General features: G+C 46.3%; 20 protein-coding genes. 14 read left to right on the forward strand and 6 right to left on the reverse strand.

Annotated features, from left to right (window positions below):
- Position 1: 1 nt before the first annotated feature.
- Positions 2-1,021 carry a sensor histidine kinase gene (locus GO493_RS18445; RefSeq protein WP_157307703.1) on the reverse strand — a complete coding sequence of 340 codons (1,020 nt, stop codon included), beginning with the start codon at positions 1,019-1,021 and terminating at the stop codon, positions 2-4.
- A 240-nt stretch (positions 1,022-1,261) separates the two neighbouring features.
- Between GO493_RS18445 and GO493_RS18450 the strand changes: the two genes are divergently transcribed.
- The 5 genes from GO493_RS18450 to lepB all read left to right on the forward strand — a co-directional run bounded on the left by GO493_RS18450 (position 1,262) and on the right by lepB (position 5,927).
- Complete coding sequence (locus GO493_RS18450) at positions 1,262-2,200, forward strand: helix-turn-helix domain-containing protein (protein WP_157307704.1); 939 nt, start codon at positions 1,262-1,264, stop codon at positions 2,198-2,200.
- A gap of 91 nt (positions 2,201-2,291) precedes the next feature.
- Positions 2,292-3,062 carry an SDR family NAD(P)-dependent oxidoreductase gene (locus GO493_RS18455; protein ID WP_157307705.1) on the forward strand — a complete coding sequence of 257 codons (771 nt, stop codon included), beginning with the start codon at positions 2,292-2,294 and terminating at the stop codon, positions 3,060-3,062.
- A 99-nt stretch (positions 3,063-3,161) separates the two neighbouring features.
- Positions 3,162-3,902 (forward strand): hypothetical protein, encoded by a 741-nt coding sequence (locus GO493_RS18460; protein WP_157307706.1) that lies wholly within the window; start codon positions 3,162-3,164, stop codon positions 3,900-3,902.
- Entirely contained in the window at positions 3,902-4,699 is a 798-nt protein-coding gene (locus tag GO493_RS18465; RefSeq protein WP_157307707.1) for a formylglycine-generating enzyme family protein, read from the forward strand. Before GO493_RS18460 ends, GO493_RS18465 begins: the two co-directional genes overlap by 1 nt.
- A gap of 46 nt (positions 4,700-4,745) precedes the next feature.
- Positions 4,746-5,927 carry a signal peptidase I gene (gene lepB, locus GO493_RS18470; protein ID WP_157307708.1) on the forward strand — a complete coding sequence of 394 codons (1,182 nt, stop codon included), beginning with the start codon at positions 4,746-4,748 and terminating at the stop codon, positions 5,925-5,927.
- Between the two features lie 139 nt (positions 5,928-6,066).
- Here the strand turns inward: lepB and pflA are convergent, their stop codons facing one another.
- Both pflA and pflB read right to left on the reverse strand, forming a co-directional pair.
- Complete coding sequence (pflA, locus tag GO493_RS18475; protein ID WP_157307709.1) at positions 6,067-6,846, reverse strand: pyruvate formate-lyase-activating protein; 780 nt, start codon at positions 6,844-6,846, stop codon at positions 6,067-6,069.
- On the reverse strand, positions 6,833-9,067 hold the full coding sequence (gene pflB / locus GO493_RS18480; protein WP_157307710.1) for a formate C-acetyltransferase: 2,235 nt from the start codon (positions 9,065-9,067) through the stop codon (positions 6,833-6,835). Before pflB ends, pflA begins: the two co-directional genes overlap by 14 nt.
- A gap of 247 nt (positions 9,068-9,314) precedes the next feature.
- Between pflB and adhE the strand changes: the two genes are divergently transcribed.
- Entirely contained in the window at positions 9,315-11,945 is a 2,631-nt protein-coding gene (gene adhE, locus GO493_RS18485; RefSeq protein ID WP_157307711.1) for a bifunctional acetaldehyde-CoA/alcohol dehydrogenase, read from the forward strand.
- Between the two features lie 47 nt (positions 11,946-11,992).
- On the opposite strand, the gene uxuA is transcribed toward adhE, so the two are convergent.
- A complete protein-coding gene (gene uxuA / locus GO493_RS18490) occupies positions 11,993-13,177 on the reverse strand; it encodes a mannonate dehydratase (RefSeq protein WP_157307712.1) in 1,185 nt (394 codons plus the stop codon).
- Between the two features lie 132 nt (positions 13,178-13,309).
- Between uxuA and GO493_RS18495 the strand changes: the two genes are divergently transcribed.
- The 7 genes from GO493_RS18495 (at position 13,310) to GO493_RS18525 (ending at position 21,021) form a co-directional block, all read left to right on the forward strand.
- On the forward strand, positions 13,310-14,344 hold the full coding sequence (locus tag GO493_RS18495; RefSeq protein WP_157307713.1) for a LacI family DNA-binding transcriptional regulator: 1,035 nt from the start codon (positions 13,310-13,312) through the stop codon (positions 14,342-14,344).
- Between the two features lie 354 nt (positions 14,345-14,698).
- A complete protein-coding gene (locus tag GO493_RS18500; RefSeq protein ID WP_157307714.1) occupies positions 14,699-16,807 on the forward strand; it encodes an alpha-glucuronidase family glycosyl hydrolase in 2,109 nt (702 codons plus the stop codon).
- 11 nt (positions 16,808-16,818) lie between these two features.
- Positions 16,819-17,568, forward strand: coding sequence for an SDR family NAD(P)-dependent oxidoreductase (locus tag GO493_RS18505; protein WP_157307715.1), 750 nt, complete (start codon positions 16,819-16,821; stop codon positions 17,566-17,568).
- A 67-nt stretch (positions 17,569-17,635) separates the two neighbouring features.
- Complete coding sequence (locus GO493_RS18510) at positions 17,636-18,040, forward strand: hypothetical protein (protein WP_157307716.1); 405 nt, start codon at positions 17,636-17,638, stop codon at positions 18,038-18,040.
- 157 nt (positions 18,041-18,197) lie between these two features.
- Positions 18,198-18,773, forward strand: coding sequence for an RNA polymerase sigma factor (locus tag GO493_RS18515; protein WP_157307717.1), 576 nt, complete (start codon positions 18,198-18,200; stop codon positions 18,771-18,773).
- Complete coding sequence (locus GO493_RS18520) at positions 18,766-20,247, forward strand: hypothetical protein (RefSeq protein WP_157307718.1); 1,482 nt, start codon at positions 18,766-18,768, stop codon at positions 20,245-20,247. The genes GO493_RS18515 and GO493_RS18520 overlap by 8 nt, the downstream gene beginning before the upstream one ends.
- Before the next feature lie 153 nt (positions 20,248-20,400).
- Positions 20,401-21,021 (forward strand): hypothetical protein, encoded by a 621-nt coding sequence (locus GO493_RS18525; RefSeq protein ID WP_157307719.1) that lies wholly within the window; start codon positions 20,401-20,403, stop codon positions 21,019-21,021.
- Here the strand turns inward: GO493_RS18525 and GO493_RS18530 are convergent.
- On the reverse strand, positions 21,018-21,698 hold the full coding sequence (locus GO493_RS18530; RefSeq protein WP_157307720.1) for an alpha/beta fold hydrolase: 681 nt from the start codon (positions 21,696-21,698) through the stop codon (positions 21,018-21,020). The two genes, GO493_RS18525 and GO493_RS18530, sit on opposite strands and share 4 nt — an antisense overlap.
- Positions 21,699-22,088: 390 nt before the next feature.
- Here GO493_RS18530 and GO493_RS18535 point away from each other — a divergent pair, with 390 nt between their 5' ends.
- Complete coding sequence (locus tag GO493_RS18535; RefSeq protein ID WP_157307721.1) at positions 22,089-22,226, forward strand: hypothetical protein; 138 nt, start codon at positions 22,089-22,091, stop codon at positions 22,224-22,226.
- 268 nt (positions 22,227-22,494) lie between these two features.
- Here the strand turns inward: GO493_RS18535 and GO493_RS18540 are convergent, their stop codons facing one another.
- Complete coding sequence (locus tag GO493_RS18540; protein WP_157307722.1) at positions 22,495-23,586, reverse strand: amidohydrolase family protein; 1,092 nt, start codon at positions 23,584-23,586, stop codon at positions 22,495-22,497.
- Positions 23,587-23,606: the final 20 nt, after the last annotated feature.

Genomic DNA, 23,606 nt, shown 5'->3' on the forward strand with positions numbered 1-23,606 from the left:
TTTATAGTTCCATTTCAAGGTGTACAGCAAATTCATGTTCGTTCTCCCTGATGGAAAGGGAGTAGCGGTCAGGGTAAATAAGTTCCAGTCTCCGTTTTACATTATTGATTCCAATTCCTTTATGGTCCGGGTCTATCTTGCCTGGTATGATCGTATTATTTGATGAAAAGAGGAGCCTTTTACCGTTGCAATCAAGGGAAATGTTCATCTTCGTATCATGATTACCGGATGTACCATATTTGAAGCAGTTTTCTATAAAAGGTATCATAAGTAAAGGTGCGATGGTTAGTCCGGATGAGGTGTTCCTTACTTCAAAGTTCACGGTGTTATTTCCACTTAACCTCATATGCTGCATTTTTACATATCCGGACATATATTCGATCTCTTTTTCAAGAGGTACTCTTTCCCCCTCACTTTCATACAGTACGTACCGCATTAGTTGTGAAAGCTGCAATACGGCTGCCGGAGTTTCTGTTGATTGGCGGATGGCCATTGAATAGATGCCATTCAGCATGTTAAAGAAAAAGTGAGGGTTTACCTGGTTTCTCAATAGTGAGACCTCTGCTGCGTTCTTCTGCATTTCCATTTCCATTTTGTCACGCTGGGCCTGTTTCCATTCGTTGTTCTTATGTAAGATGAAAGATAGCATCAGGGCCATGGCTGTCATCAGTAAGGAAGGCAAAGGCGCTCTTAATGAATTGACAAAGGGGAACGGTATATGCAGTCTGCTCATAATGAAATTGCATAGTACAGGTACCAGGAGAATGACTGCTGCTATCAACAGTAATGAGACTGTATAGGCTTTGTATTTCCGTTTGGTGTTAAATGAAGGGATGAGATAGTAATAGTTCAGATAGTATGCAGAGGCGGCTAAGAAGTTAGTTAGTATAACGGAGCGGAATAGCTGGCCCGCATCGTTGAACTGTTTATGTGCTGTCAGTGGTGGCATCAGCAGAAGAGGGAAACTGAGGAATCCTGCAAGGAAGAGTATATGCGTGAAAATAGCTGGTATTCTTTTCATACCGCCAAAATAGCTTAGTTGTCCAGATAAAAAATATAGGGTTGAGGGAGAAAGAGATGTAGTGATGGTGTCTTTTATACCAATTCACTGAAAGTATATGTAAACAGGCAGTTTTTATAGACCAAAGAAATGTTAAATAAGGGTGGTTGTTTAAAAATGGTCCGTTTTACCGGACCATTTTTGAGCCGGTTGGAATTTAATACCTTTGTTCTGCATTTGATTTTTGCAAATATCAGATATATGAAGTCAAAGACGATAGAGGACTTTTATAGTGCACTGGCCAAACATAAGCAGAAGGATTTAAGTGATTTGCTTCCGTCTGGCATATCGAAGGAGATAGGTCATTTTAATGTGTTTAATACGGCAGAGATATTTAACCAGTTCATGGAAACAGGTAAAGTACCAATGCCTTATAACAGAAGGGCTTATTATAAAATAAGCCTGATTGGCGGGCATAACAGGGCCGAATATGCTGATAAGGTGATTGATATTCCTAAAAACGGGCTTTTATTTGCAACTCCCCGGATACCATATCACTGGCTTCCGCAGGACCTGAAGCAATCCGGACATTTTTGCATATTTACCGATGACTTCCTTATACAGGCTAAAAGCGGGGTGGTATTAGACGATCTTCCTATCTTTAAAACAGGCGGATACCCTGTTTTCCAGTTATCTGATGAAGAAGCTAGGGAAATAGAAGCCATCTTTTTAAAAATGCATAAAGAGATAGCTTCTGATTATCTCTATAAGTATGACCTGATACGTAACTATGTTTTAGAGCTGATCCACTACGGACAAAAGCTACAACCCGTTACTGCCCACCATTCGGCTCATAGTGGTACAGCCCGGGTATCTTCGTTGTTTATAGAATTGCTGGAACGCCAGTTCCCTATTGAATCCCATCATCAAAGAATAAGTCTGCGCACAGCCAAAGACTATGCAGAAAGGCTGTCTGTCCATGTGAACTATCTTAACAGGGCGCTTAAAGAAACAATCGGTAAGACCACAACGGATATTATTGGCAACAGGATCATACAGGAAGCCAAGATACTGCTGAAACAAACCCAGTGGAATATTTCTGAAATAGCTTATTGCCTGGGCTTTGAGGAAGTAGCTCACTTCTCCAACTTCTTTAAAAAACAAACCACCTTCTCCCCCGCTGCTTTTCGTACCCAATAACCCAGGTTTGAATTTTGCAAACACTAGTTTGATGCTCGCAAATGCTGAACCCTGTTTTTGACTCAACTTTGTGTCATAAAATTTTAATGAAATGACACAAGCAAAAAGTAGAATAGCATTCATAACAGGCGGTAGCCGCGGATTAGGCAGGGATATGGCGATAAACATCGCTAAAAAGGGGCTGGATGTGGTCATCACTTACAACAGCAGGAAAGACGAAGCTTTAGCTGTTGTAGCTGAAGTTGAAAACCTGGGACAGAAAGCTGCTGCATTGCAGCTGAATGTTGGCGATATTAAAAGCTTTGACACATTTATAGCTGGCCTGACAACTACATTAGGCGGTACATTTAACACTGATAAAATCGACTATCTCGTTAACAATGCAGGAGCCAATGTGGTTATCCCTTCGTTTGCAGAGACTACAGAAGAGAACTTTGACGAATTACTGAACATGCATTTTAAAGGCGTGTTCTTTCTGACACAGAAAATACTGCCTTTGCTCAATGACGACGGAGGTATCGTTAATATCTCTTCAGGACTGACACGCGTTTCATTTCCAGGTTCAGGCGCTTATGGCAGTATGAAGGGGGCAGTGGAAGTGCTTACAAGGTATCTTGCTAAAGAATTGGGACATCGTGGTATCAACGCTAACGTAGTAGCGCCTGGTGCTATTGCAACGGAATTCAGCGGTGGCAGGTTGAAAAATTCTCCGCAGCTGCAGGAGCATATCAAAAGCGTCACAGCTATTCCACGTATTGGTCAGGCGGAAGATATTGGAGGCGTGGTTGCGTTCCTGTGTACACCGGAAGCCAAATGGGTGAATGGACAACGGATCGAGGCGTCTGGCGGGATGTTCCTGTGATCTTTTATTCCAGATGGTCTGCCTGAGGCGGACCATCTTTTTAGGGGAGAAAGTGACTTTTCTATATATTATCTTTGCGCGGAATATTACTTTCGAACTATGAAACTATTCTCTGTCCTTTTATCAGTTACCCTGCTTCCTGTCCTGGCGTTTGCCCAGGAAGAAGGTCCATGGCCTGAGCCAAGTCCTGAAAGCCAGGCTTATCACGACTACCGCATGAAGCTGACCACCCCACCCTATGGATTGGAAAAAGTAAAAACAATGATCAGCAAGGCTGTTTCTGTTGGTGAGGAGGAAGGTGAAGGAGAGGCTATCAGGCCTAAAGATTACCTGACCCTTTCCCTGCGGGAGAAGTTCACCTATCATATGATACACACGGAAGCATATAGCCAGAACTGTGATGCCACTCCGCCGATCATAGATGAGCATAAAAAGATATTTGCCCGGCTGCCGGATATTTTCGGAGAAGGTAACTGGAGTATCAGGCAGAGAGATTTCCTGGTGAGCAACAGGGATTCTGTACTGGCTATCATCGAGGAATCTGCCAACAGGAGTAAGCGACTGGGCGCCAATTATAAAATGGCAATAGTTGAGGTGAACGGACTGGAAATGATCCCTTTCCTGATAGAGTTCTACAAACGTGATTACAAAGATCATGATATCCTCACTACTTTATTACTGCTGATGAACGGGGTAAAATATCCGCCCTTCGTACAATCTACCTCTTACGCCAAGCTCTATGGGCCGAACAGCAACTATGGCGCCTGGCTGCAGTATAACAAAGCCAATGAAGATCTGATCTTTCAACGGGCAATGGCGCTCTTTAATTCAATGAACTGATGCTGACTGCGCTGCTCTCCTGTTTACTGACGTTCGGCGCTCCGCCGGATACGGTGTTTGTGCGCATACCGGTGGGTGACTACCAGGTGGGACGGAAAGGTCATCACCTCAACCCGTTGCGTAAAGTACATGTTAACAGCTATTATATTGGCGCTACTGAAGTCACTAACAGGCTGTTTGCCGCTTTCATAACAGCTACAGGGTATGTTACCGATGCAGAACGGCGGCATAATGCCATGGTATTTGAGCCTGGACTGGAAGAGTTCCGGTGGCTGGAAGATAGTACAGCCTGCTGGAAGTATCCTAATGGCATTAGCCGGGGCGGCATAACTGATAAAATGGATCATCCGGTTACCTGTATCAGTTATGCCGATATCCAGGTTTATTGTAAATGGGCCGGGGTAAGGCTTCCTTCTTTTGAGGAATGGGAAATAGCTTCCCGGGCGGGAGCATCTACCACCTACTTCTGGGGAGAAGATACTTCACAGCTCTCCACTTATGCTAATGTATGGCATGGGCATGATCATCTGCGGGCTGATAGTACGGACGGGTATATGTATACATCTCCTGTTGCCAGTTTTAAACCTAATGCTTTTGGATTGTATGATGTGTACGGGAACGTGTTCGAGTTTTGCGAAGGGCATCTGAAAGATGAGAAAGCTGTGCATGCCAGGGGTGGTTCCTGGTGGTGTAGTCAGCATTCCTGCAGTTATTTTAATTCGGTTGAAATAGGGAGGGTGAATGCGCACGCTTCTTTTAGTAATCAGGGGTTTAGAGTAGTTAAAAAAATAAACTGAATTTTGCTTTATTTCCCTTAATTTGTTAGTAAAGCAATATAAAGTAATGAATTTCAGATTCCGCAAGGGAAAAACTACCGAGAAAAAGAAGAAGTCGAAATTGAGGGAATGGGTAGATGCCGCAGTTTTTGCTATTATAGCAGCCACGCTTATCAGGACGTTCATCTTTGAAGCCTACGTTATACCTACTCCATCCATGGAGAAAACATTACTGGTCAATGATTTCCTGTTTGTCAGCAAGATATCTTACGGTCCACGTCTGCCGATGACGCCGCTTGCAGTACCTTTCACTCATCATACTCTCCCTCTTACCAAACAGACGAAAGCCTATTCAGAAGCTATCCAGTGGAAATACAGGAGATGGCCGGGTTTTACTGATGTAAAACGCAATGACGTAGTGGTGTTTAATTACCCTGCGGGCGATACTGTTCTGAAAGATTCAGATGGTAAGGATGTAGATTACTATACTACAGTGCGGGCAAGGGGCCTGCAGGAAGCATTGGCTGAATATCCGCCGCTGACAGTGAGACCGGTAGATAAGCGGGAGAACTGGATCAAGAGATGCCTGGCTATTGGAGGGGATTCCCTGAAATTAGTGAATGGTGTGGTATATGTAAACGGGGAGAAAGCCCATATACCGGCAAACTATGAGAAAAGATACTGGGTGCAGACCAAAACAGGAGATCCGTTGAATAGTATGCGGCTGAATGAGCTGCAGATAGACCAGGATTATTACCAGGGCGTCCGTGCAGGTGTGTTTTCGTATAATCTTACTCCGGGCGCTGTGAAAGAGGTGAAAGATATGAATGTAGAAAGTATTGAACCGGCTCTTGAGCGGAATCCGGATCCGAATATGTTTCCGAATGATATAGAACATTATCCGTGGAATGCGAATAATTTCGGGCCTGTGTATATTCCTAAAAAAGGGGCTACTGTGAAGCTGGATAGTCTTTCGTTGCCTTTTTACAGGAGGGTTATTGTGACTTATGAGCATAATACGCTGGAAGAGAAGAACGGGCAGCTATTTATTAATGGAAAAGCAGCGGATAGTTATACGTTTAAAATGAATTATTACTGGGTGATGGGAGATAACAGGGATAATTCTATGGATTCGCGTTATTGGGGGTATTTGCCGGAGGATCATCTTGTGGGGAAGGCGTGGATTATATGGATGAGTTTTAATCATGGGAAGATAAGGTGGGGGCGGTTGTTTAACCAGATTAAATAGTTTTGCAAAAAGATAGCGTTCGCCTTCGGCGAACGCTATCTTTTTGTGAGGGGCCTGCGGCCGGCTTTTCTGTAAAAGGGAGATCCGGGCAGGTCAGGTTTTTTGAGTTTGCTTCAGGTATTTGAGAAGGAATTTATGTCTATTTAAGAATAACGTTCTTAAACCGGCCTTTAAAAATCTCCAGTGCTTTTTGTTTTACCGTTTCAGAAGGAGGAAGAACATCCTTCAACTGATAATCCATATTCAGCAATTCCCATTTATGTCTTCCCAGCTGATGAAAGGGAATGATCTCTACCCTCTCCACTGTCTTATAATCAGTAAAATATTCCGCCCATTCTTCCAGGTATTCAGGCTGATCTGTCCATCCCGGCACCAGTACATAACGCAGCCACATGCGTTTGCCGGTGGATTCCCGGTAAGCTGCCAGGCTGAGCGTGTTTTTGTTGGAGAGACCAGTCAATCGATGATGCCATCTGTCGTTAATATGTTTAACATCCAATAATAAGAGATCTGTATGTTCCAGTAACTGGCGGGTATGGGCGTCGTTCAGTCGCCCGTTGGAGTCGAGGCAGGTGTTGATGCCTTCATGGTGCAGGGCCCTGAAAAAAGGAATGAGTATATCCCTTTGTAACAGGGGCTCTCCACCGGAAACGGTCACACCGCCTAACTTACCGAAATAGGCCTTTTGTTTCACTGCTTTTTCTACCAGCTCCTTTAGCTCTATCATCCTCCCTCCTTTTACATCGAGGGTATCGGGGTTCTGACAATATACACAGCGGAACTGGCAGCCCTGTGCGAATACTACCATACGTACTCCCGGACCGTCATGTGTACCAAAGGTTTCGAGCGAGTGGATACGAAGAGATAAGCCGGACTGTATAGCATAGTCCGGCTTATTTAGCTCATTACATTGTTTCATGGAAAGTGCGCGTTATTACTTCTAACTGATGCGCCCTTGACAGGCGGACAAAATTCACAGCATAGCCGGATACACGGATGGTAAGCTGAGGATAGTTCTCAGGGTGCTCATAGGCATCCATCAATGTTTCCCGATCCAGGACATTCACGTTGAGATGATGGGCGTGCTGGTTAAAGTAACCGCCCATTGTAGCAACCAGGTTAGTGATCTGCTCCTCCCTGCTGTCTCCCAGTGATTTAGGCACCATAGAGAAGGTATTTGAGATCCCGTCCTGTGCATCCTTGTAATCCAGTTTGCAGACGGAATTCAGGGAAGCAATGGCGCCGTTACAATCCCTGCCATGCATGGGATTGGCTCCGGGAGCAAAGGCCTCGCCGGCTTTACGTCCGTCGGGAGTGGCGCCGGTGTTGGTACCATACATGACGTTGGAGGTGATGGTGAGCAGGGATAATGTGGGAGTAGAATTTTTGTATGTGGCGTGTTTGCGCAGTTCGCCGATAAAGAAGCGGGTGATCTCTTTGGCGATATTATCTGCACGGTCGTCGTCATTCCCGTATTTGGGGAAATCGCCTTCTATTTTGAAGTCGATCGTTAGTCCTCTTTCATCCCTTATGGGCGTAACTTTTGCATACTTTATAGCAGAAAGGGAGTCTGCGATGATGGAGATGCCGGCAGCGCCGTAAGCGATGTCAATATGCGGATCGGTATCTACCAGTGCCATCTGAGCCCGTTCGTAGTAGTACTTGTCATGCATGTAATGAATGATGTACATGGCTTTAGCGTATACCCGTGCCAGTTCGCGCAGGGTCTGTTTGAACACCCCCAGGACTGTTTCATATTCCAGCGGACCGGCGGGCAGTCCGTGGATGTTGCGGATCAGTTCTGTTCCTTCCAGTTCTTCCTTACCCTGGTTCAGTGCAATGAGCAATGCTTTGGGCAGGTTGGCCCGGGCGCCGAAGTGTTGAATGGATTTGCCTATTTCCTGATAGGAAACGCAGCAGGCAATGCCATAATCGTCAGAGCCACGGGTGTCCCTCATCAGGTCGTCGTTCTCATATTGAATGGAGGAGGTGTCTATAGATGCCTGGGCGCAGAATTGTTTGAAGCCTTCCGGCAGTTGTTCTGACCAGAGGACGGTGAGGTTTGGTTCCGGCGCTGCTCCCAGGTTGTAGAGGGTTTGCAGGAAGCGGAAGGAGGTTTTGGTCACTTTGGTACGGCCGTCGTGCAGGGTGCCGCCAATGGCTTCTGTTACCCAGGTAGGATCGCCGCCAAAGATCTCATCGTAGGAGGCCGGGCGCAAGTGGCGTACCAGCCGGAGTTTCATCACAAACTGGTCTATCAGTTCCTGTGCGCCTTCTTCGGTGAGCAATCCGCTTTGAAGGTCTCTTTCAATGTAGATGTCCAGGAAAGAGGAAACGTTTCCGAGGGACATGGCTGCACCATCCTGTTCTTTAACAGCTGCCAGGTAAGCGAAATATACCCATTGCACTGCTTCTGTGGCATTCTCTGCCGGGCGGTTCACATTGTAGCCATATTCTGCCGCCATTGTCACCATATCTTTCAGGGCATTGATCTGGGTGTTGATCTCTTCGCGGAGGCGTACTTTATGTTCTGTCATTTCGCCGCCTGTCCCTGCCAGGTCTGTCTTTTTGAATTTAATGAGCTGGGCTGCGCCGTAGAGGGCCAGCCGGCGGAAATCGCCGATGATCCGGCCGCGGGCGTAGTTATCCGGCAGGCCTGTTAACAGGTGTTTGGAACGGAAGGCCCTTATTTCACTGTCGTAGGCGTTGAATACGCCTTCGTTATGGTTCCTGGCATAGTTGAAGATATCTGTCACCCTGGTGGCAACGGTCTGTCCCCGCTCTTTTACTGCTGATTCTACCAGTTTGATGCCACCGAAAGGTTTCATGGCTCTTTTCAGGAGCTGGTCTGTTTGTAAACCTACGATCACTTCATTTTCCCTGTCTATATATCCAGGTTTGAATGCGGTCATGTTTGAGATCGTTTCTGTGTCGATAGCCAGGCAACCGTTATTGGCCCTTTCTTTTGCCAGTTCTTTCTTTACCTTTTCCCAGAGGCGGTTGGTGCGGGGGGAAGATCCTGTTAAAAAAGAAGCGTTGCCTGTGTATGGGCGGATGTTTTTCAGGACGAAATCATATACATTCAATGAGGTATTCCATTCTCCGGTTTTGAAGGGAATAGCTGTGATGTCTGTTCTCATATTATTGAGTTTTTGATTATCATTTTTAGTTTTCCGGCAGGTTTCAACGTAGGAGAGCTGCTTAAAAGGGATTTCTGAGAGTATGGATGAAGCTTTAAACAGCAATGCAAAGTTAGATTGCGGCAGATGGTGGGAATGTGCTGACCGTCATATTAAAGAGTGATTGTGATATGATCTGTGCTGGTGCTGAAGTTCTTTCTTTGCACTGAAATTTTTGTTTGGATTCACATTTTCCAATTCCTTCACCATGGAAACAAATACCAAAAAGCTCATCGAAAAAATAGACAGGATCAGGAAGGCCCAGGTACAATTCTCCACATTTACCCAGGAACAGGTAGACGAGATATTCCGGCAATCGGCCATAGCGGCGAATAACGCACGTATACATCTGGCAAAGCTGGCCGTTGAAGAGACGGGTATGGGACTGGTTGAAGATAAAGTTACAAAGAACCATTTTGCATCGGAGTACATCTACAACCAGTACAAAGATGAGAAAACGTGCGGTGTAATAGAGACTGACGAGGCATTCGGTATTACTAAAATAGCTGAGCCTATTGGTGTGATAGCTGCTGTTGTACCGACTACCAATCCTACATCTACTGCTATATTCAAAGCATTGATAGCATTGAAGACACGCAATGGTATCATTTTCTCTCCTCACCCGCGGGCAAAGAACGCTACTATTGAGGCAGCAAAGATCATACTGGAAGCGGCTGTGAAAGCAGGTGCACCGAAGAACATCATTGACTGGATAGAAGATCCTTCCGTAGACGCGTCTCAGGTAGTGATGGCCGAAGCGGATCTTATCCTGGCTACCGGTGGTCCCGGTATGGTAAAAGCTGCTTATTCTTCCGGCAAGCCTGCTATTGGCGTTGGGGCGGGTAATACGCCTACTATTGTGGATGAAACTGCGCACATCAAAATGGCAGCTAACTCTATACTGCTTTCAAAGACGTTTGACAATGGTATGATCTGCGCGTCAGAACAGAGCGTGATAGTAGTGGAGAAGGTGTATGAAGAGATGAAGCAGGAGTTCATAGACCGTGGCGCCTATATCCTGAAGAAAAATGAGGTAAGCAAAGTGGGTGCGTTGCTGCTTATTAATGGCGTGCTTAATGCAAACATTGTGGGGCAGTCTGCCTGTAAGATAGCGGCGCTGGCGGGTATTATTGTGCCGGAAGAAACGAAGATACTGATAGGCGAAGTTAGTTCTGTGGAGCTGGACGAGCCATTCTCCCACGAAAAGCTGTCTACCGTACTGGCTATGTACAGGGCGAAGGATTTTGACGATGCGCTGGCAAAAGCTACAAGGCTTGTGCAGTTGGGAGGTTTCGGGCATACTTCTGTATTGTATACAGACCCGGCGGTATCGCAGGAGAGGATCAACCGGTTTGGAGCAGCTATGAAGACCGGCCGTACTATCATCAACATGCCGTCTTCACAGGGCGCAATAGGAGATATTTTCAACTTTAAGCTTTCTCCTTCCCTCACCCTGGGCTGTGGCAGCTGGGGTGGTAATTCAGTGTCAGAAAATGTAGGTGTTAAACATCTCTTAAACATCAAAAGCGTGGCCAGCAGAAGGGAAAATATGCTATGGTTCAGGGTACCTGAAAAGGTGTACTTTAAATATGGTTGTCTGCCTGTAGCGCTGAGGGAATTAAAGGAACTGGGCAAGAAGAAAGTATTTATTGTAACGGACAGGGTGTTGTTCTCTTTAGGTTATACAGAGCGGGTTACTAAGATACTGGATGAACTGGGTATAGCACATACGGTATATTTCGAAGTAGACCCTGACCCTACCCTGCTGGTTGCCCGTAAGGGCGCTGCGGAGATGATCAATTTCCAGCCGGATACGATCCTTGCGCTGGGAGGCGGTTCTCCTATGGACGCTGCCAAGATCATGTGGGTGTTGTATGAGCATCCTGAGGAAAAATTTGAAGATCTGGCTATGCGTTTCATGGATATACGTAAACGGGTATATGCTTTTCCCGAAATGGGCGTTAAGGCCAGTTTTGTGGCTATTCCTACATCTGCTGGTACCGGTTCTGAAGTGACGCCGTTTGCGGTGATCACCGATGAAAAAACGGATATCAAATATCCATTGGCGGATTATGAGCTGACGCCAGATATGGCGATAGTAGATGCGGAGCTGATGATGAATATGCCTAAGGGGCTGACTGCTGCCTCCGGTATAGATGCGCTGACCCATGCGCTGGAATCTTATGTGTCTGTGCTGGCTTCAGAGTTTACGAACGGGCTGGCGCTGGAGGCGATCAGGTTGATCTTTAAATACCTGCCGGCGGCTTACCGGGAAGGGAGGAGTAATATTAAGGCAAGAGAGAAAATGGCACATGCGTCTACTATTGCGGGGATGGCATTTGCGAATGCGTTCCTGGGAATTTGTCACTCGCTGGCGCATAAGCTGGGGGCGACACATAATGTGCCTCATGGTGTGGCAAATGGTATGCTGATATCTGAGGTGATCAGGTTTAATGCGGTGGAGAATCCGCGTAAGCAGGCGGCTTTCCCTCAATATAAGTATCCTAATGCCCGGTGGCGGTATGCGCAGATAGCTGATTATCTGAAGCTGGGAGGGAATACTGAAGCTGAGAAAGTGGAATTGCTGATAGCAGCTATAGATAAGCTGAAGGCTGCTGTAGATATTCCTGTCTCTATCAGGGATTTCGGGGTGAGTGAAGCTAGTTTCTATGCAAGCCTGGATAAAATGTCAGAGCAGGCGTTTGATGATCAGTGTACGCCGGCTAATCCGCGTTACCCGTTGATCAGTGAGTTGAAAAGTATTTATATAAAGGCTTTTGAGGGGCCGCAGGCGGCTGTTGCCGGTGTTGCGAAGCTGAGGAAGCCGGTTGAGGTTTGATCTTTATTTCAGGCTGGCCTGAGGCCAGCCTGAATTATGTAACTGTCTTATTGAGGAGAGGCTTCTGCCAGAGAAGAAGAAATGCCTAATTCCAGTCCGGTCAATGCGGCCAATCCTTTTAACCTGCCGATGGCGGAATAGCCGGGATAGGTTGATCTCTGCAGATCGTCCAGCATCTGGTGACCATGGTCAGGCCGCATGGGGATGGATACCTGTTTCCGTTCCATGAGCTTTACCAGCTCGCGTACTACAGCAAACATATTTACATCTCCCAGCAGGTGATCTGCCTCGAAGAAATTGCCGGCTTTATCGCGGCTGATGTTGCGCAGGTGTATGAAGTGGATGTGATCTCCCAGGCGTTGGATGATGCCGGGCAGGTCGTTATCGGACCTGACACCCAGGGAGCCGGTACAATAGCAAAGTCCGTTAGCGGGAGAAGGCGCTGCGTCCAGTAATGCCCTGATATCTTTCTCAGTGCTTACGATACGGGGAAGGCCCAGTACGGAGAAGGGAGGATCGTCAGGGTGTATGGCCAGCTGCAGGCCCAGTTCTTCTGCTATGGGTACTACCTGTTGCAGGAAGTAAAAGAGGTGCTGGCGAAGCTTGTTTTCGTCAATTCCTGCATATGTCTGTAAGGCCTGTAATACCTGGGGCGCTGTGAAGCGGTCGTTGCTGCCGGGTAGTCCGAGCAATGCGTTGTTGTAGAGGGTTGTGCGGGCTTCTTCGGATAATGTGGCGAGTAAAGCTTCTGCACGTTCCTTTTCTTCAGCGGTATAATCTTTCTCAGCATCCGGGCGTTTGAGCAGGAAGAGGTCGAACGCAATGAAGGCCGCCCTATCGTAGCGCAGCGCTTTGCTGCCTTCGGGCAAGGTGAAGGCGATGTCAGTACGTACCCAGTCCAGTACCGGCATGAAGTTGTAGGTTACGACTTTCAGTCCGCATTCTGCCAGGTTTCGCAGGCTTTGTTTATAGTTCTCAATATGTTCCTGGTAGTTGCCGGATTGTCTTTTGATATCTTCACTTACGGGGAGACTTTCAATGACCGTCCATGTCATACCTGCCGTTTCTATCAGCTCCTGACGTTTCTTTATTTCGGTGACCGGCCATATTTCTCCTACCGGTATATGATGCAGCGCAGTTACAACGCCTGTGCATCCTGCCTGCCGGATATCCCGGAGGCTGACAGGATCTGCAGGGCCGAACCAGCGCATTGTTTTCTCCATTAAGATCATTCTGTAAATTTTGCGGTTTTCTGAGTTTTTGCGCTGTGCGCAGTTAAATATATGGATTTTCAGAGAAATACAACCGATTGTATTTTTTTGATAGATCAATTCTGCTTTTATTTGTGTGGAAACAAGCCTGTCATGTCTGAAGAAAAAGAAGTAACGATCTACGATATTGCGAAGCAGCTGAATATTTCGGCCACGACGGTGAGCCGTGGGCTGAAGGACCATCCTACAATTAATATCAAGACAAGAAAGAAGATAGCTGAGACGGCGAAGCTGCTGGGATACCGTTCCAATACTTTTGCCAGCAGCCTGCGTAGCAAGCGTACGCAGACGCTGGGGGTGATCGTGCCGCGGCTGAACAGTAGTTTTATGTCTTCTGTGCTGGCGGGTATGGAGAATGCGGCCAACAAGGAGGGGTATAACCTGATCATTGCGCAATCGCAGGAGCAGGTTGAAAAGGAGAAGGAGAATGCGCAGATCATGTTCAATAAGAGAGTGGATGGTTTGCTGGTTTCACTGGCGTATGGGACTGAGAGCATTCAGCATTTTGAGGTTTTCTTCAGCAAGAAGATACCTGTTATCTTCTTTGACCGTGTAGCGGCGCATGCGGACAGTACTTCCATTATTATAGATAATTATTCTGCTGCTTACCAGGTAACGAAACATCTTATATCCCAGGGATGTAAGCGGATCATGCATGTGGGCGGGAATATGCTGCTGAATGTTTATTCTGAGCGGTTGCGGGGGTATAAGCAGGCTTTGGCTGATCATAAGCTGCCTTTTACTGAAAAGCTGGTGCTGACGGGGAACCTGACGGAGGAATGTGGTGCAGAGACGGCGCAGAAGATATTGAAAATGAAGGTTAAGGACAGGCCGGATGCTGTTTTTTGTGCGAATGATACTGCTGCGGTGTATTGTATGATAGCTTTGAAGGCGGCGGGGATAAAGATACCGGGGGAGATTGCTTTTGCTGGTTTTAATAATGACCCTATCAGCAGGGTTGTGGAGCCGAATCTGACTACGGTTAATTATCCGGGGTATAATATGGGGCAGGCTGCGGTGACGGGTATTACCAGTCATTTGAATGGCGGGACGAATATAAGTGATACTAATACTATTGTTTTGCGGTCGGAGTTGATTGTGAGGGATTCTTCAGTGAAGAAGAAATAATGCTTTGATTATGAGCGCGGATCGGCGCAAAAAAAAGCTTTGGCCTGCGGTGAGGGCACTGAAAAAGTAGTTTTCTTTAAAGAAATATTCGGGTAGGGGGTGGAGAATATTTTCGAATAGACGATTCTCAGAGCCTACGTAAGGACTTTTTCAGTGCCCTCGCCTGCGGTCAAAGCTTTTTTTTGTTGTGAGAGGTAGAGACAGACCTACGGTCTGTCAGGAATAAAGGCAAAGCGTTTTTTGTGAGAGGCAGGGGCAGATCGATAGTCTGCCGGAAATAAAGGTTTATAAAAAATTAAGCAAGACAATTAAAAAAATTTTGCGACTTTTACGCAACCGATTGTAATTTACGTTATGAAAAAGATCTGGTCTCTTCTTATCCTGATGTTATGCGTATTCCATGCAAGCTCCCAGGACCAATATACGTTGTGGCTCCGCTACACTCCGGTAAAGGACCCGGCATTGCTGGCTTCCTACCGGCGGAGTATTACAGCTGTGGCTGTGACGGGGAGCTCTCCGACTATGGAGGTAGTAAGAAAAGAGCTGGGCAATGGCCTTAACGGGTTATTGGAGACACCTATCCCTTTTAACGGAAATGCCAGCCTGATGGTGGGAACCATTCCCTCCTTCCCTGCTTTAAGAGACCGTTCAAAGGAATTAGGTACTGAAGGCTTCCTGATCCTTTCCACTGTAATGAATGGCAGGAAAGTGACTGTTATCACTGCTAATACGGATAAAGGTGTATTATATGGCGTTTTCCATTTCCTGAGACTGATACAGACCGCTCAGTCTATCGGGGACCTGAACATTGTATCTGTTCCCCGTGTCAAACTCAGGCTGCTGGACCATTGGGACAATCTGAACCGCTATGTTGAAAGAGGTTATGCCGGCATCTCTCTCTGGAACTGGCATACGCTGCCGGATTACCTGGACAGCCGTTATACTGATTATGCGAGGTATAATGCGTCTGTCGGCATTAACGGGGCGGTACTGAATAATGTGAATGCCAATGCTGTTATACTTACCCCGGCTTACCTGCAGAAGGTAGCTGCGCTGGCCAATGTATTCCGTCCCTATGGTATTAAGGTATATCTCAGCGCCAGGTTCAGCGCTCCAATGGAGATTGGCGGCCTGCATACTGCCGATCCGCTGAATGATAGTGTCAGACAATGGTGGCAGGGCAAGGCTAAGGAAATATATGCCCTTATACCGGATTTTGGTGGTTTCCTGGTAAAGGCCAACAGTGAGGGGCAACCTGGTCCGCAGAGTTATGGCCGCACACATGCGGACGGCGCCAATATGCTGGCAGATGCAGTAGCGCCTTATGGGGGAATAGTTATGTGGCGGGCATTTGTATATGATCCGAAAGCCAGTGACCGTTTCAAACAGGCCTATGATGAATTTCAGCCGCTGGACGGCAAGTTCAGGGAGAATGTTATGGTGCAGGTGAAGAACGGGCCTATCGACTTCCAGCCCCGGGAGCCCTTCTCTCCCCTGCTGGGCGCCATGCCTCATACTCCGTTAATGCTGGAATTCCAGCTTACCCAGGAATATCTTGGTCAAGGTACTCACCTCGTATACCTGGCACCGTTATTCAAGGAAGTACTGAATGCAGATACCTATGCCCAGGGGAAGAACAGTACCGTTGCCAGGACCATTGACGGCAGCCTGAACAATCATGCGCTCTCGGGCATTGCAGCTGTTGCCAACATTGGGAATGAACGTAACTGGACAGGACATACGTTCGGGCAGGCCAACTGGTATGCCATAGGCAGGTTATCGTGGGATAACTCACTGAGCAGTGAGCAGATAGCAGAGGAATGGATCAGGCAAACGTTTGGCAACTCCCCTCTCCTGGTTTCATCCATTAAACGCATGATGCTTGCTTCGCATGAAGCAGTGGTTAATTATATGACTCCGCTGGGGTTGCATCATATTATGGGTAATGGTCATCATTATGGTCCGGCGCCATGGGGGAACGATCTTCCACGGGCCGACTGGAACCCGGTCTATTACCACAGGGCGGATACCAACGGTATTGGCTTTGACAGAACGGTTACCGGCACCAATGCGTTGTTGCAATACCGGCCGGAGGTGAGGAAACAGTTCCTGGAAGATGAGAAGTACCTGTTATGGTTCCGTCATGTGAGCTGGGGACAGCGTTTGCGCTCCGGCAGGACCGTATGGGAAGAACTTTGCTATAAATACAATGAAGGTGTAGATACTGTGAGAGCTATGCAGTCAACATGGGAGCAACTGAAAGGCTTGATAGATGAGGAGCGCTTTCAGCAGGTCAGGATGCTGCTTGCTATACAGGCCAAAGAGGCAACCTGGTGGAGGAATGCGTGCCTGTTGTACTTCCAGACCTATTCCCGTCTCCCTTTCCCGGCGAACTATGAAAAACCGGACCATTCCCTTGATGAATACAAACAACTAAGTTTTCCCTATGCACCGGGGAATTAATACAAGATGATATGAGCAAACAACAAAAAAGAGTAGCTATTGTAACAGGCGGCGGCTCCGGTATAGGGCTGGCCATTACAGAAAAATTCATTTCAGAAGGCATTGATACCGTTATTATTGGCCGCGATGAGGAAAAACTCAGCATGGCAAAGTCGAAGCTGGGAGCGCTTTGTCATACGGTATGTTATGATATCAGCAATCTTTCCGGCATTCCTCAGCTGGTAGAAGGAATTCTTGATAACCTTGGGCAGATCGATATCCTGGTGAACAATGCGGGCATCAACATGAAAAAGGACTTTGTGGAAGTTACGGATGAGGATTTTCAGCGGGTCATTACCACTAATCTTTGTTCGGTATTCTCAATATCCAGGGAAGTGGTGAAGCATATGTTACCTAAAGGAAAGGGCAGTATTATCAATATCAGCTCTATGGCTGCACAATACGGCATTCCCCGGGTAATAGCCTATAGTGCCAGCAAAACCGCTATTGACGGGATGACAAGGGCAATGGCTGTGGAATTATCGCCCGCCGGTATCCGGATCAATGCCATTGCGCCGGGATTTATTGAAACAGCTATGACTGCCAAGGCATTAAATGCTGATCCTGAAAGAAAGGGTAAGGCAATGGGAAGGACGCCGTTAGGATATATGGGGCAACCGGGGGATGTAGCTGATGCTGCGCTGTTCCTGGCGACTGATGCTTCCAGGTATATTACGGGAGTGGTATTGCCGGTTGACGGGGGTAATTCTATTGGGTTCTGATTTTTTTTCAGATTGACCCAACCTTTTGTAAATGACGGCCCGTTCATTATAGCAAAACAATACCTCTATGAAAAAACTTATTGGTTATTTTTTGCTGATCGGATCAATTGTACTGGTGCAAAGTTCATGTTCAAAAGAGCAGTCTTTAAAGACTAAGGACCTGCTTAACAGTCTGCGGGATTCCCTCCCTGGTGATAGTATTCCGCATGATACTATACCCCACGACACAATCCCGCATGACACTATCCCTCATGATACGTTTCCGCATTTTCCTCATCCGCCGGTTGATACTTTTCCACCGATTGACACATTTCCGCCGATCGATACGTTTCCTCATCATCCGTATCCCCCGATCGATACATTTCCCCCTGTTGACACTTTCCGCCGGGCATATATACAGGTGCCTGGTATAAAGCAGGGATATTATACGGCTGTTGTAACTAACAGGGCTCAATATCGTTTCAGTATCTGATCTTAAGAGTACTGTAGCAACAGCAGGGAAGTTTATCATACTCAATGTGAGGGAATTGCTCAAAAAATTGCTTTTTCCTGCGGCAAAAGCAATTTTTTGAGGGTATTCAGGCAGACCTGACGGTCTGCCTGAATACAGCATATCATCAAATAAATCATTGTTATACCTATCGGGGAACCATCGTTTGGAAGATATACAGGAATTGATAAAGCAATGTGCAGCTAATGACCGGTTAGGACAGGAAAAACTTTACAGAAAGTTTTATCCTGCATTATTCCTTTTATGCAGGAAGTTCTTCCCTGAACAGGCAGATGCATTGGAGGTATTAAATGACGGAATGTTAAAGGTATTCAGGAACATAGGGCAATACCGGGATGATAAGGGACTGTTCTTCAACTGGGTTTATACAGTAGTAAGGAATACAGCACTTGACAGGTTAAAGAACGTGAAATGGAATAATTATGTTGATGTAGAAGAGATAAATGTACCAGCTACAGATAACCCACTGGCTGCACTGGAACTGGCAGATATCTACAAATTGCTGGATGTTCTGCCGGCTGCCACAAGGGTGATATGTATTTTGTTTTACCTGGAAGGATTTGCTATCAACGAGATATGTGCGCGGTTACAGTTAAGCGCAGGAACGGTAAAATGGCATCTTAGCGAGACCAGGAGCAGACTCAGGCCGGTGTTATTAAAATATTATTCTAAAAACCAGGGTTATAGTGGATGAGCAAAATTTGAGCGGCAAGCATTTGAACAGCGGTAAAGTACCCATACCGATGCCTCCAGCTGATCAGGCATGGGGCGCTATGAAGCAGCGGCTGGATGCTGAACTGCCGGTGACCGGGCATTCTCATTTCCATATTAATTTATGGAAGGGTATTGCCGTAGTGGCCACTGCTTTTACAATAGCCGGTATTTCCTGGTGGTGGTTCAGTAGCAAGCCAGGTGATGAGAGACATACTATAGGGGTTATCAAAAGAGATCCATCAACCGGAAAAATTATTACTACAACGACTTCACAAACATCTGTTTCTTCAGAAAAAGGCCCTGATACTATCAATAAAACTATAACAGAGAGAACTATATCTTTTGATTCCGCTGTGTCAGTACCCATGAAGGCAGTTGGAGTTGCACCTACATCTGCATCTGCTGAAAAGAAGCCTGATGCTTCAGAGAAAGCTACAGGTAACAGCATACCTCCTGCTATGCCCCTGTCAGTGCCCATGAAGGTAGTTGGAGTTGCTCCTACATCTGCATCTGCTGAAAAGGAGCCTGATGCTTCAGAGAAAGCTACAGGTAACAGCATGCCTCCTGCTATGCCCCTGTCAGTGCCGGTAAGTAAAAAAGGTACGAAATCACGCGATATGATAACAGCAGTATCTCCTGTTACAGGTGAACCGCTGTTCCATGCACAAAGAGTGGAAGCTGAAGAAAGTTATACCGGCAATTCTTATGAAGGGCAGCGAAAGAATAATGATGAAAAGCTGGTATTGGAAAGGATCGAACAACCACCGGCGGTATATAGTACCCGTCTTGAAAATAAGATGAGCATTGTCGTATCACCATCCCCGGGAACAATAATAAAAGCAAGGAGCCCCTGGTCATTATATGCACAGCTGCCGGTGCAGATACCATTATCCGGCGGAAGTAATTATATGATGGGACCAAATGGTAAGAACCAGTTTTACCGGGCGCTGATCCCTTCAGTAAGAATAGAAAAAGAATCAGGGAAATCGGCGCTGTCGCTCGATGTTATACCATCCCTGAACACATTGTTCCGTGAAAATAAATATAAGGCAGGAAGAGATACTGTATGGCCTCTTAATGATACTACCACTACCCTGCTGAAGCAGTCTGGCTGGGGACTGGCGTTACAATATCATACTCCTGTTTATAAGAACTGGCGGCTCAGTGCCGGTGTACAAGCGTCTTTCATGAGGAAGGCTGTTATGCAGCGAGCTGTTACGGATACAATGAATACAATACGTACAACTATTTATGCTGCTGCAGAGGAAGATTGGAAGCGGCTTTCCAGGTTCAGGTTAAATGGTGTTATGGAATTGTATTATGAGGCTGGTAAGTGGCAGATGGGACTCCGGACGTTAATACCGGTGTCTTCTGCGGGAAAGAATATAAAGACGCCTGTGCAGCTGGAGTTGTTGTTCAGGAGAAGGCTTTGGCAATTTGGAAAAAGAGACTGATCTTTTGAATAGGTCTTATGAGCGCTTTTGAGGACGCTTTTTGGGTCTTCAGCCAGCTAAGAATTTAAACCGGTGCACGACCCTTTTGAGGAGTTTTTTTTCAGAGAATTTTTTTGAGAGTATATTTACTGAATTAAACCTATTTCCATCCACATGAAAAAGACCTTTTGGTTAGTTACCCTATGCCTGGCAGGTGCTAAAGTTTCGTTTGCCCAGCATTTTTCCCACGGCGTTGGTCTCGGCTATTCCGCAGAATTTGCCGATAATATAAAAACCAGGACCAGCACTATTATTACCTATTCTCCGCGTATCAATGTATCTGAAACAGAAAATACTTCTGTATCTGTTGGTATACCTTTAAGTATTGGCATCTCAAATACTTTTAAGGCTGGTTATAGTCACGATAATGATTCCACCTACGATTACGGTTATTCAACCGGGTTCATTTTAAATGTTCCTGTAATGGTGAATTTTAACATTGGTGCAGGTTCAGTTCCGGGGAATCAAAAAAGAACCGGTTTCTTTGCGGGGGCTGGTTATGCTTATAACCTGAGCACAGTAAATACTTTTACGCCAAATGAATACGGGCCTGAGTATGAATTCAGCAGGAGAGAAACAAAAGGCAATTCGGGGCCTGCGGCCAATTTTGGTGTTCGTATAGGTGTGGGTAGTTTGCGAAGAAGGCACAATATTGAGATAAAGACCTCTTATATGAGAGCTATCAGCTCGCGCAAGCTCAATGTTATAGGACTGAATTGCCTGTTTAACTTTTAATGTTCCAATAAGTAAGTGAGCAGAGATGGCTCGACCTGTTCTACCGGATGCGGAGTACCTGGTAATACTCCCATCCGGGCTTCAGGCAGTAGTTTATATGTGCTGATAGTTTCCTCGAATGTTACCATTTTGTCCCTGTCTCCCAGTAAGATAGTGCAGGGTGTTTTTATTTCTTTATAGTCGTCCGGTTTCAGTGGATTATCTTTTCCCATTTCCACCAGCATGTCAGCTGTTCTTTGTACCACCTGTTTCCAGTCGGCCGGGGCATGGAGGTCTTTCAATATTGCAGCGAAGGCGGGTACTTTTTCAGCTATTCCTTCGGCGTTCAGCATTTTAATTTCTCTTGCGGCAATAGCTTCATCCCAGTAAAATTTGGTGCCAAGGGTGATGATCCTGCCTGTTAGCCCGGGATGGAAGCGGGCGAGGTACATGGCTACGTATCCTCCCATGCTGTAACCGAAGATAGCGGGTTGTTGCAGTTGGTGTTCGTGGATGTAGGTCAATACGGTGTCTGCGAAGAATTTTATGGAAAAGGGTTCTTCGGGCAGTTTTTTGCCACCGTGACCGGGGAAATCCAGTAAGTGTACTTCGTAGGTTTCAGAGAGTTTTTCAGCTATGGTCTTTAATTGACGGGAGGCTCCGACAGCGCCGTGTAATAAGAGAAGTGGTGGTTTCATGATGAGTTTTTTTGGGGTGATGGAAGCAAAAATAGTATTTGTGGGGGTATAAACCTTGTTTCAGGGGATTTTTGCGTTGTATGGCTTAAATTTAAACTCTGACTATCAATATCTTAATTCTTCTTCCATTAACCTGGGGTTAACTTCTTTTTCCGTAACCGGGGTTATCTTAGTGTCTGTATTCTCAATCACGTCTTTTCATACGTCTGTTGATATATAAACAAAGAATTTTTAACAGGCTGCCTTATCCAGGGTGGCCTTTTAACATTAAATAACAGTTCCTTTTTCTATCTGGCACAGTTTTGTCATTTACTATAGTAAAGAAGAAGTTCGACGGCCTGCAGGTGTTTAACTTTTATTTATTCACCACATACTTCAAACCTTAAGATCATGAAAACAATCAAATATTTTGTTGTTATGGCTATGCTTGTCACCGGGTTTAGCAGTTGCCTGGTTGTGCGTGACAGACCAGGGTATTATGGCAGGCCGCATCATCATTATCATCATGGGTATGGTTATTACAGATAATAATTTATGGGGACTGCACAAAAAAACGCTTTTGCCTTCGGCAAAAGCGTTTTTTTGTGATAGAGGCCTGCGGCCGGCTTTTTTTGAGAAGGTTGTTTTTAGCCGGTAGGCCTAAAAGCAATTTTTAAGAGAAGCTTTTTTTAGCCGATAGTTATCCAAAATGTTTTTTTGAAGGGGGATGGCCTGCGGCCGGCTTTTTTTGAGCAGGATTGCTTTTAGCCGGTAAACGTTTAAAGCGTTTTTGTGAGTGGCTTTCTTTTGGCCTTTATCATTCAAACAGGCTTTTATCAATTCCGGGGATGATCTTTAATGCGTTCCTGTAATACACTTTCTTCAGTATTTCATCGGGCAGGTCCATTCCGTACATACGCCAGAAGGCATGGTATTTTTTATGATAAGGGAAATATTCATCGGCCGTTTCCAGTACGCGGAAATAGGTGGTATATTCTTCCGGCTGCCAGGAATCTTTTCCGAACAGGATGCGATCCTGGTATTTCTCAAAGAACTGCCTGGCCATCCGGGGCTGGCGTCCCAGTTCTGCTATCACTGCTCCAAACTCTACGTACATGTTAGGTATCTCGTTCATCAGTCCTGATAAGCGGGCAAGGTCACTGGCATACCATCCGAAGTGGGCGTTAATGAAAGTGGTACCGGGATGTTTTTTGAACATGCGGTGTTGTTCCTCTATGATCTGTGCCCAGGGAGCCGGGTTGGTATCGCTGCGTTTGCGGCCGGGATGGGTGATCAGCTCCAGCCAGCGTTCATTGTTGTAGTCAGCAGGCTGCCAGAATTGTTTGGGATCTGCAGCGTGAATAAGTACTGGTATTTTCAGTTTTCCGCATTGATCCCAGATGGCATCCAGCCGGGGATCATCTATGGCTACCCGTTTACCGGTATTGTCCTTTACACTGAGCCCGAGGTTCTTGAATACTTTGAGTCCGCCGGCGCCGTTCTTCACATCTTCGGTCAGCTGCTGTACTGCCTTTTCTGTCCATCCGGCCTCTCCTATGCCGCTGAAGTCGACATTGGCGAATATGACAAAGCGTTTGGGCGCTTTGCTATGTATATTGTCGACCTGAGATTTCAGGCGGTTGCCATTTCCCCCGCTGAGGTTCACCATTACCTTCATATTCAGCGCGTCCATATCCTTCAGTAAGTCCTGCAAGCTACCGGAGGCCAGGCCGTTCTGATGGTTATGCACATCAATAAAGGGGAACTTAGCTCTTGTCAGCGTATGCTCCGGCACTACCAGTGAGGAAGGCGGGTCGTACTTCTCAAAATCGATAACTGGCTGATCCTGTGCATATAGAGCGGGGACAGTCAGAAAAAGGACACAGGTGAGGGCTGATATTTTTCGCATAGCGGTTACAGATAGTTTAA

Origin of the sequence: Chitinophaga tropicalis, assembly GCF_009758205.1 — a bacterium.
GTDB lineage: Bacteria > Bacteroidota > Bacteroidia > Chitinophagales > Chitinophagaceae > Chitinophaga > Chitinophaga tropicalis.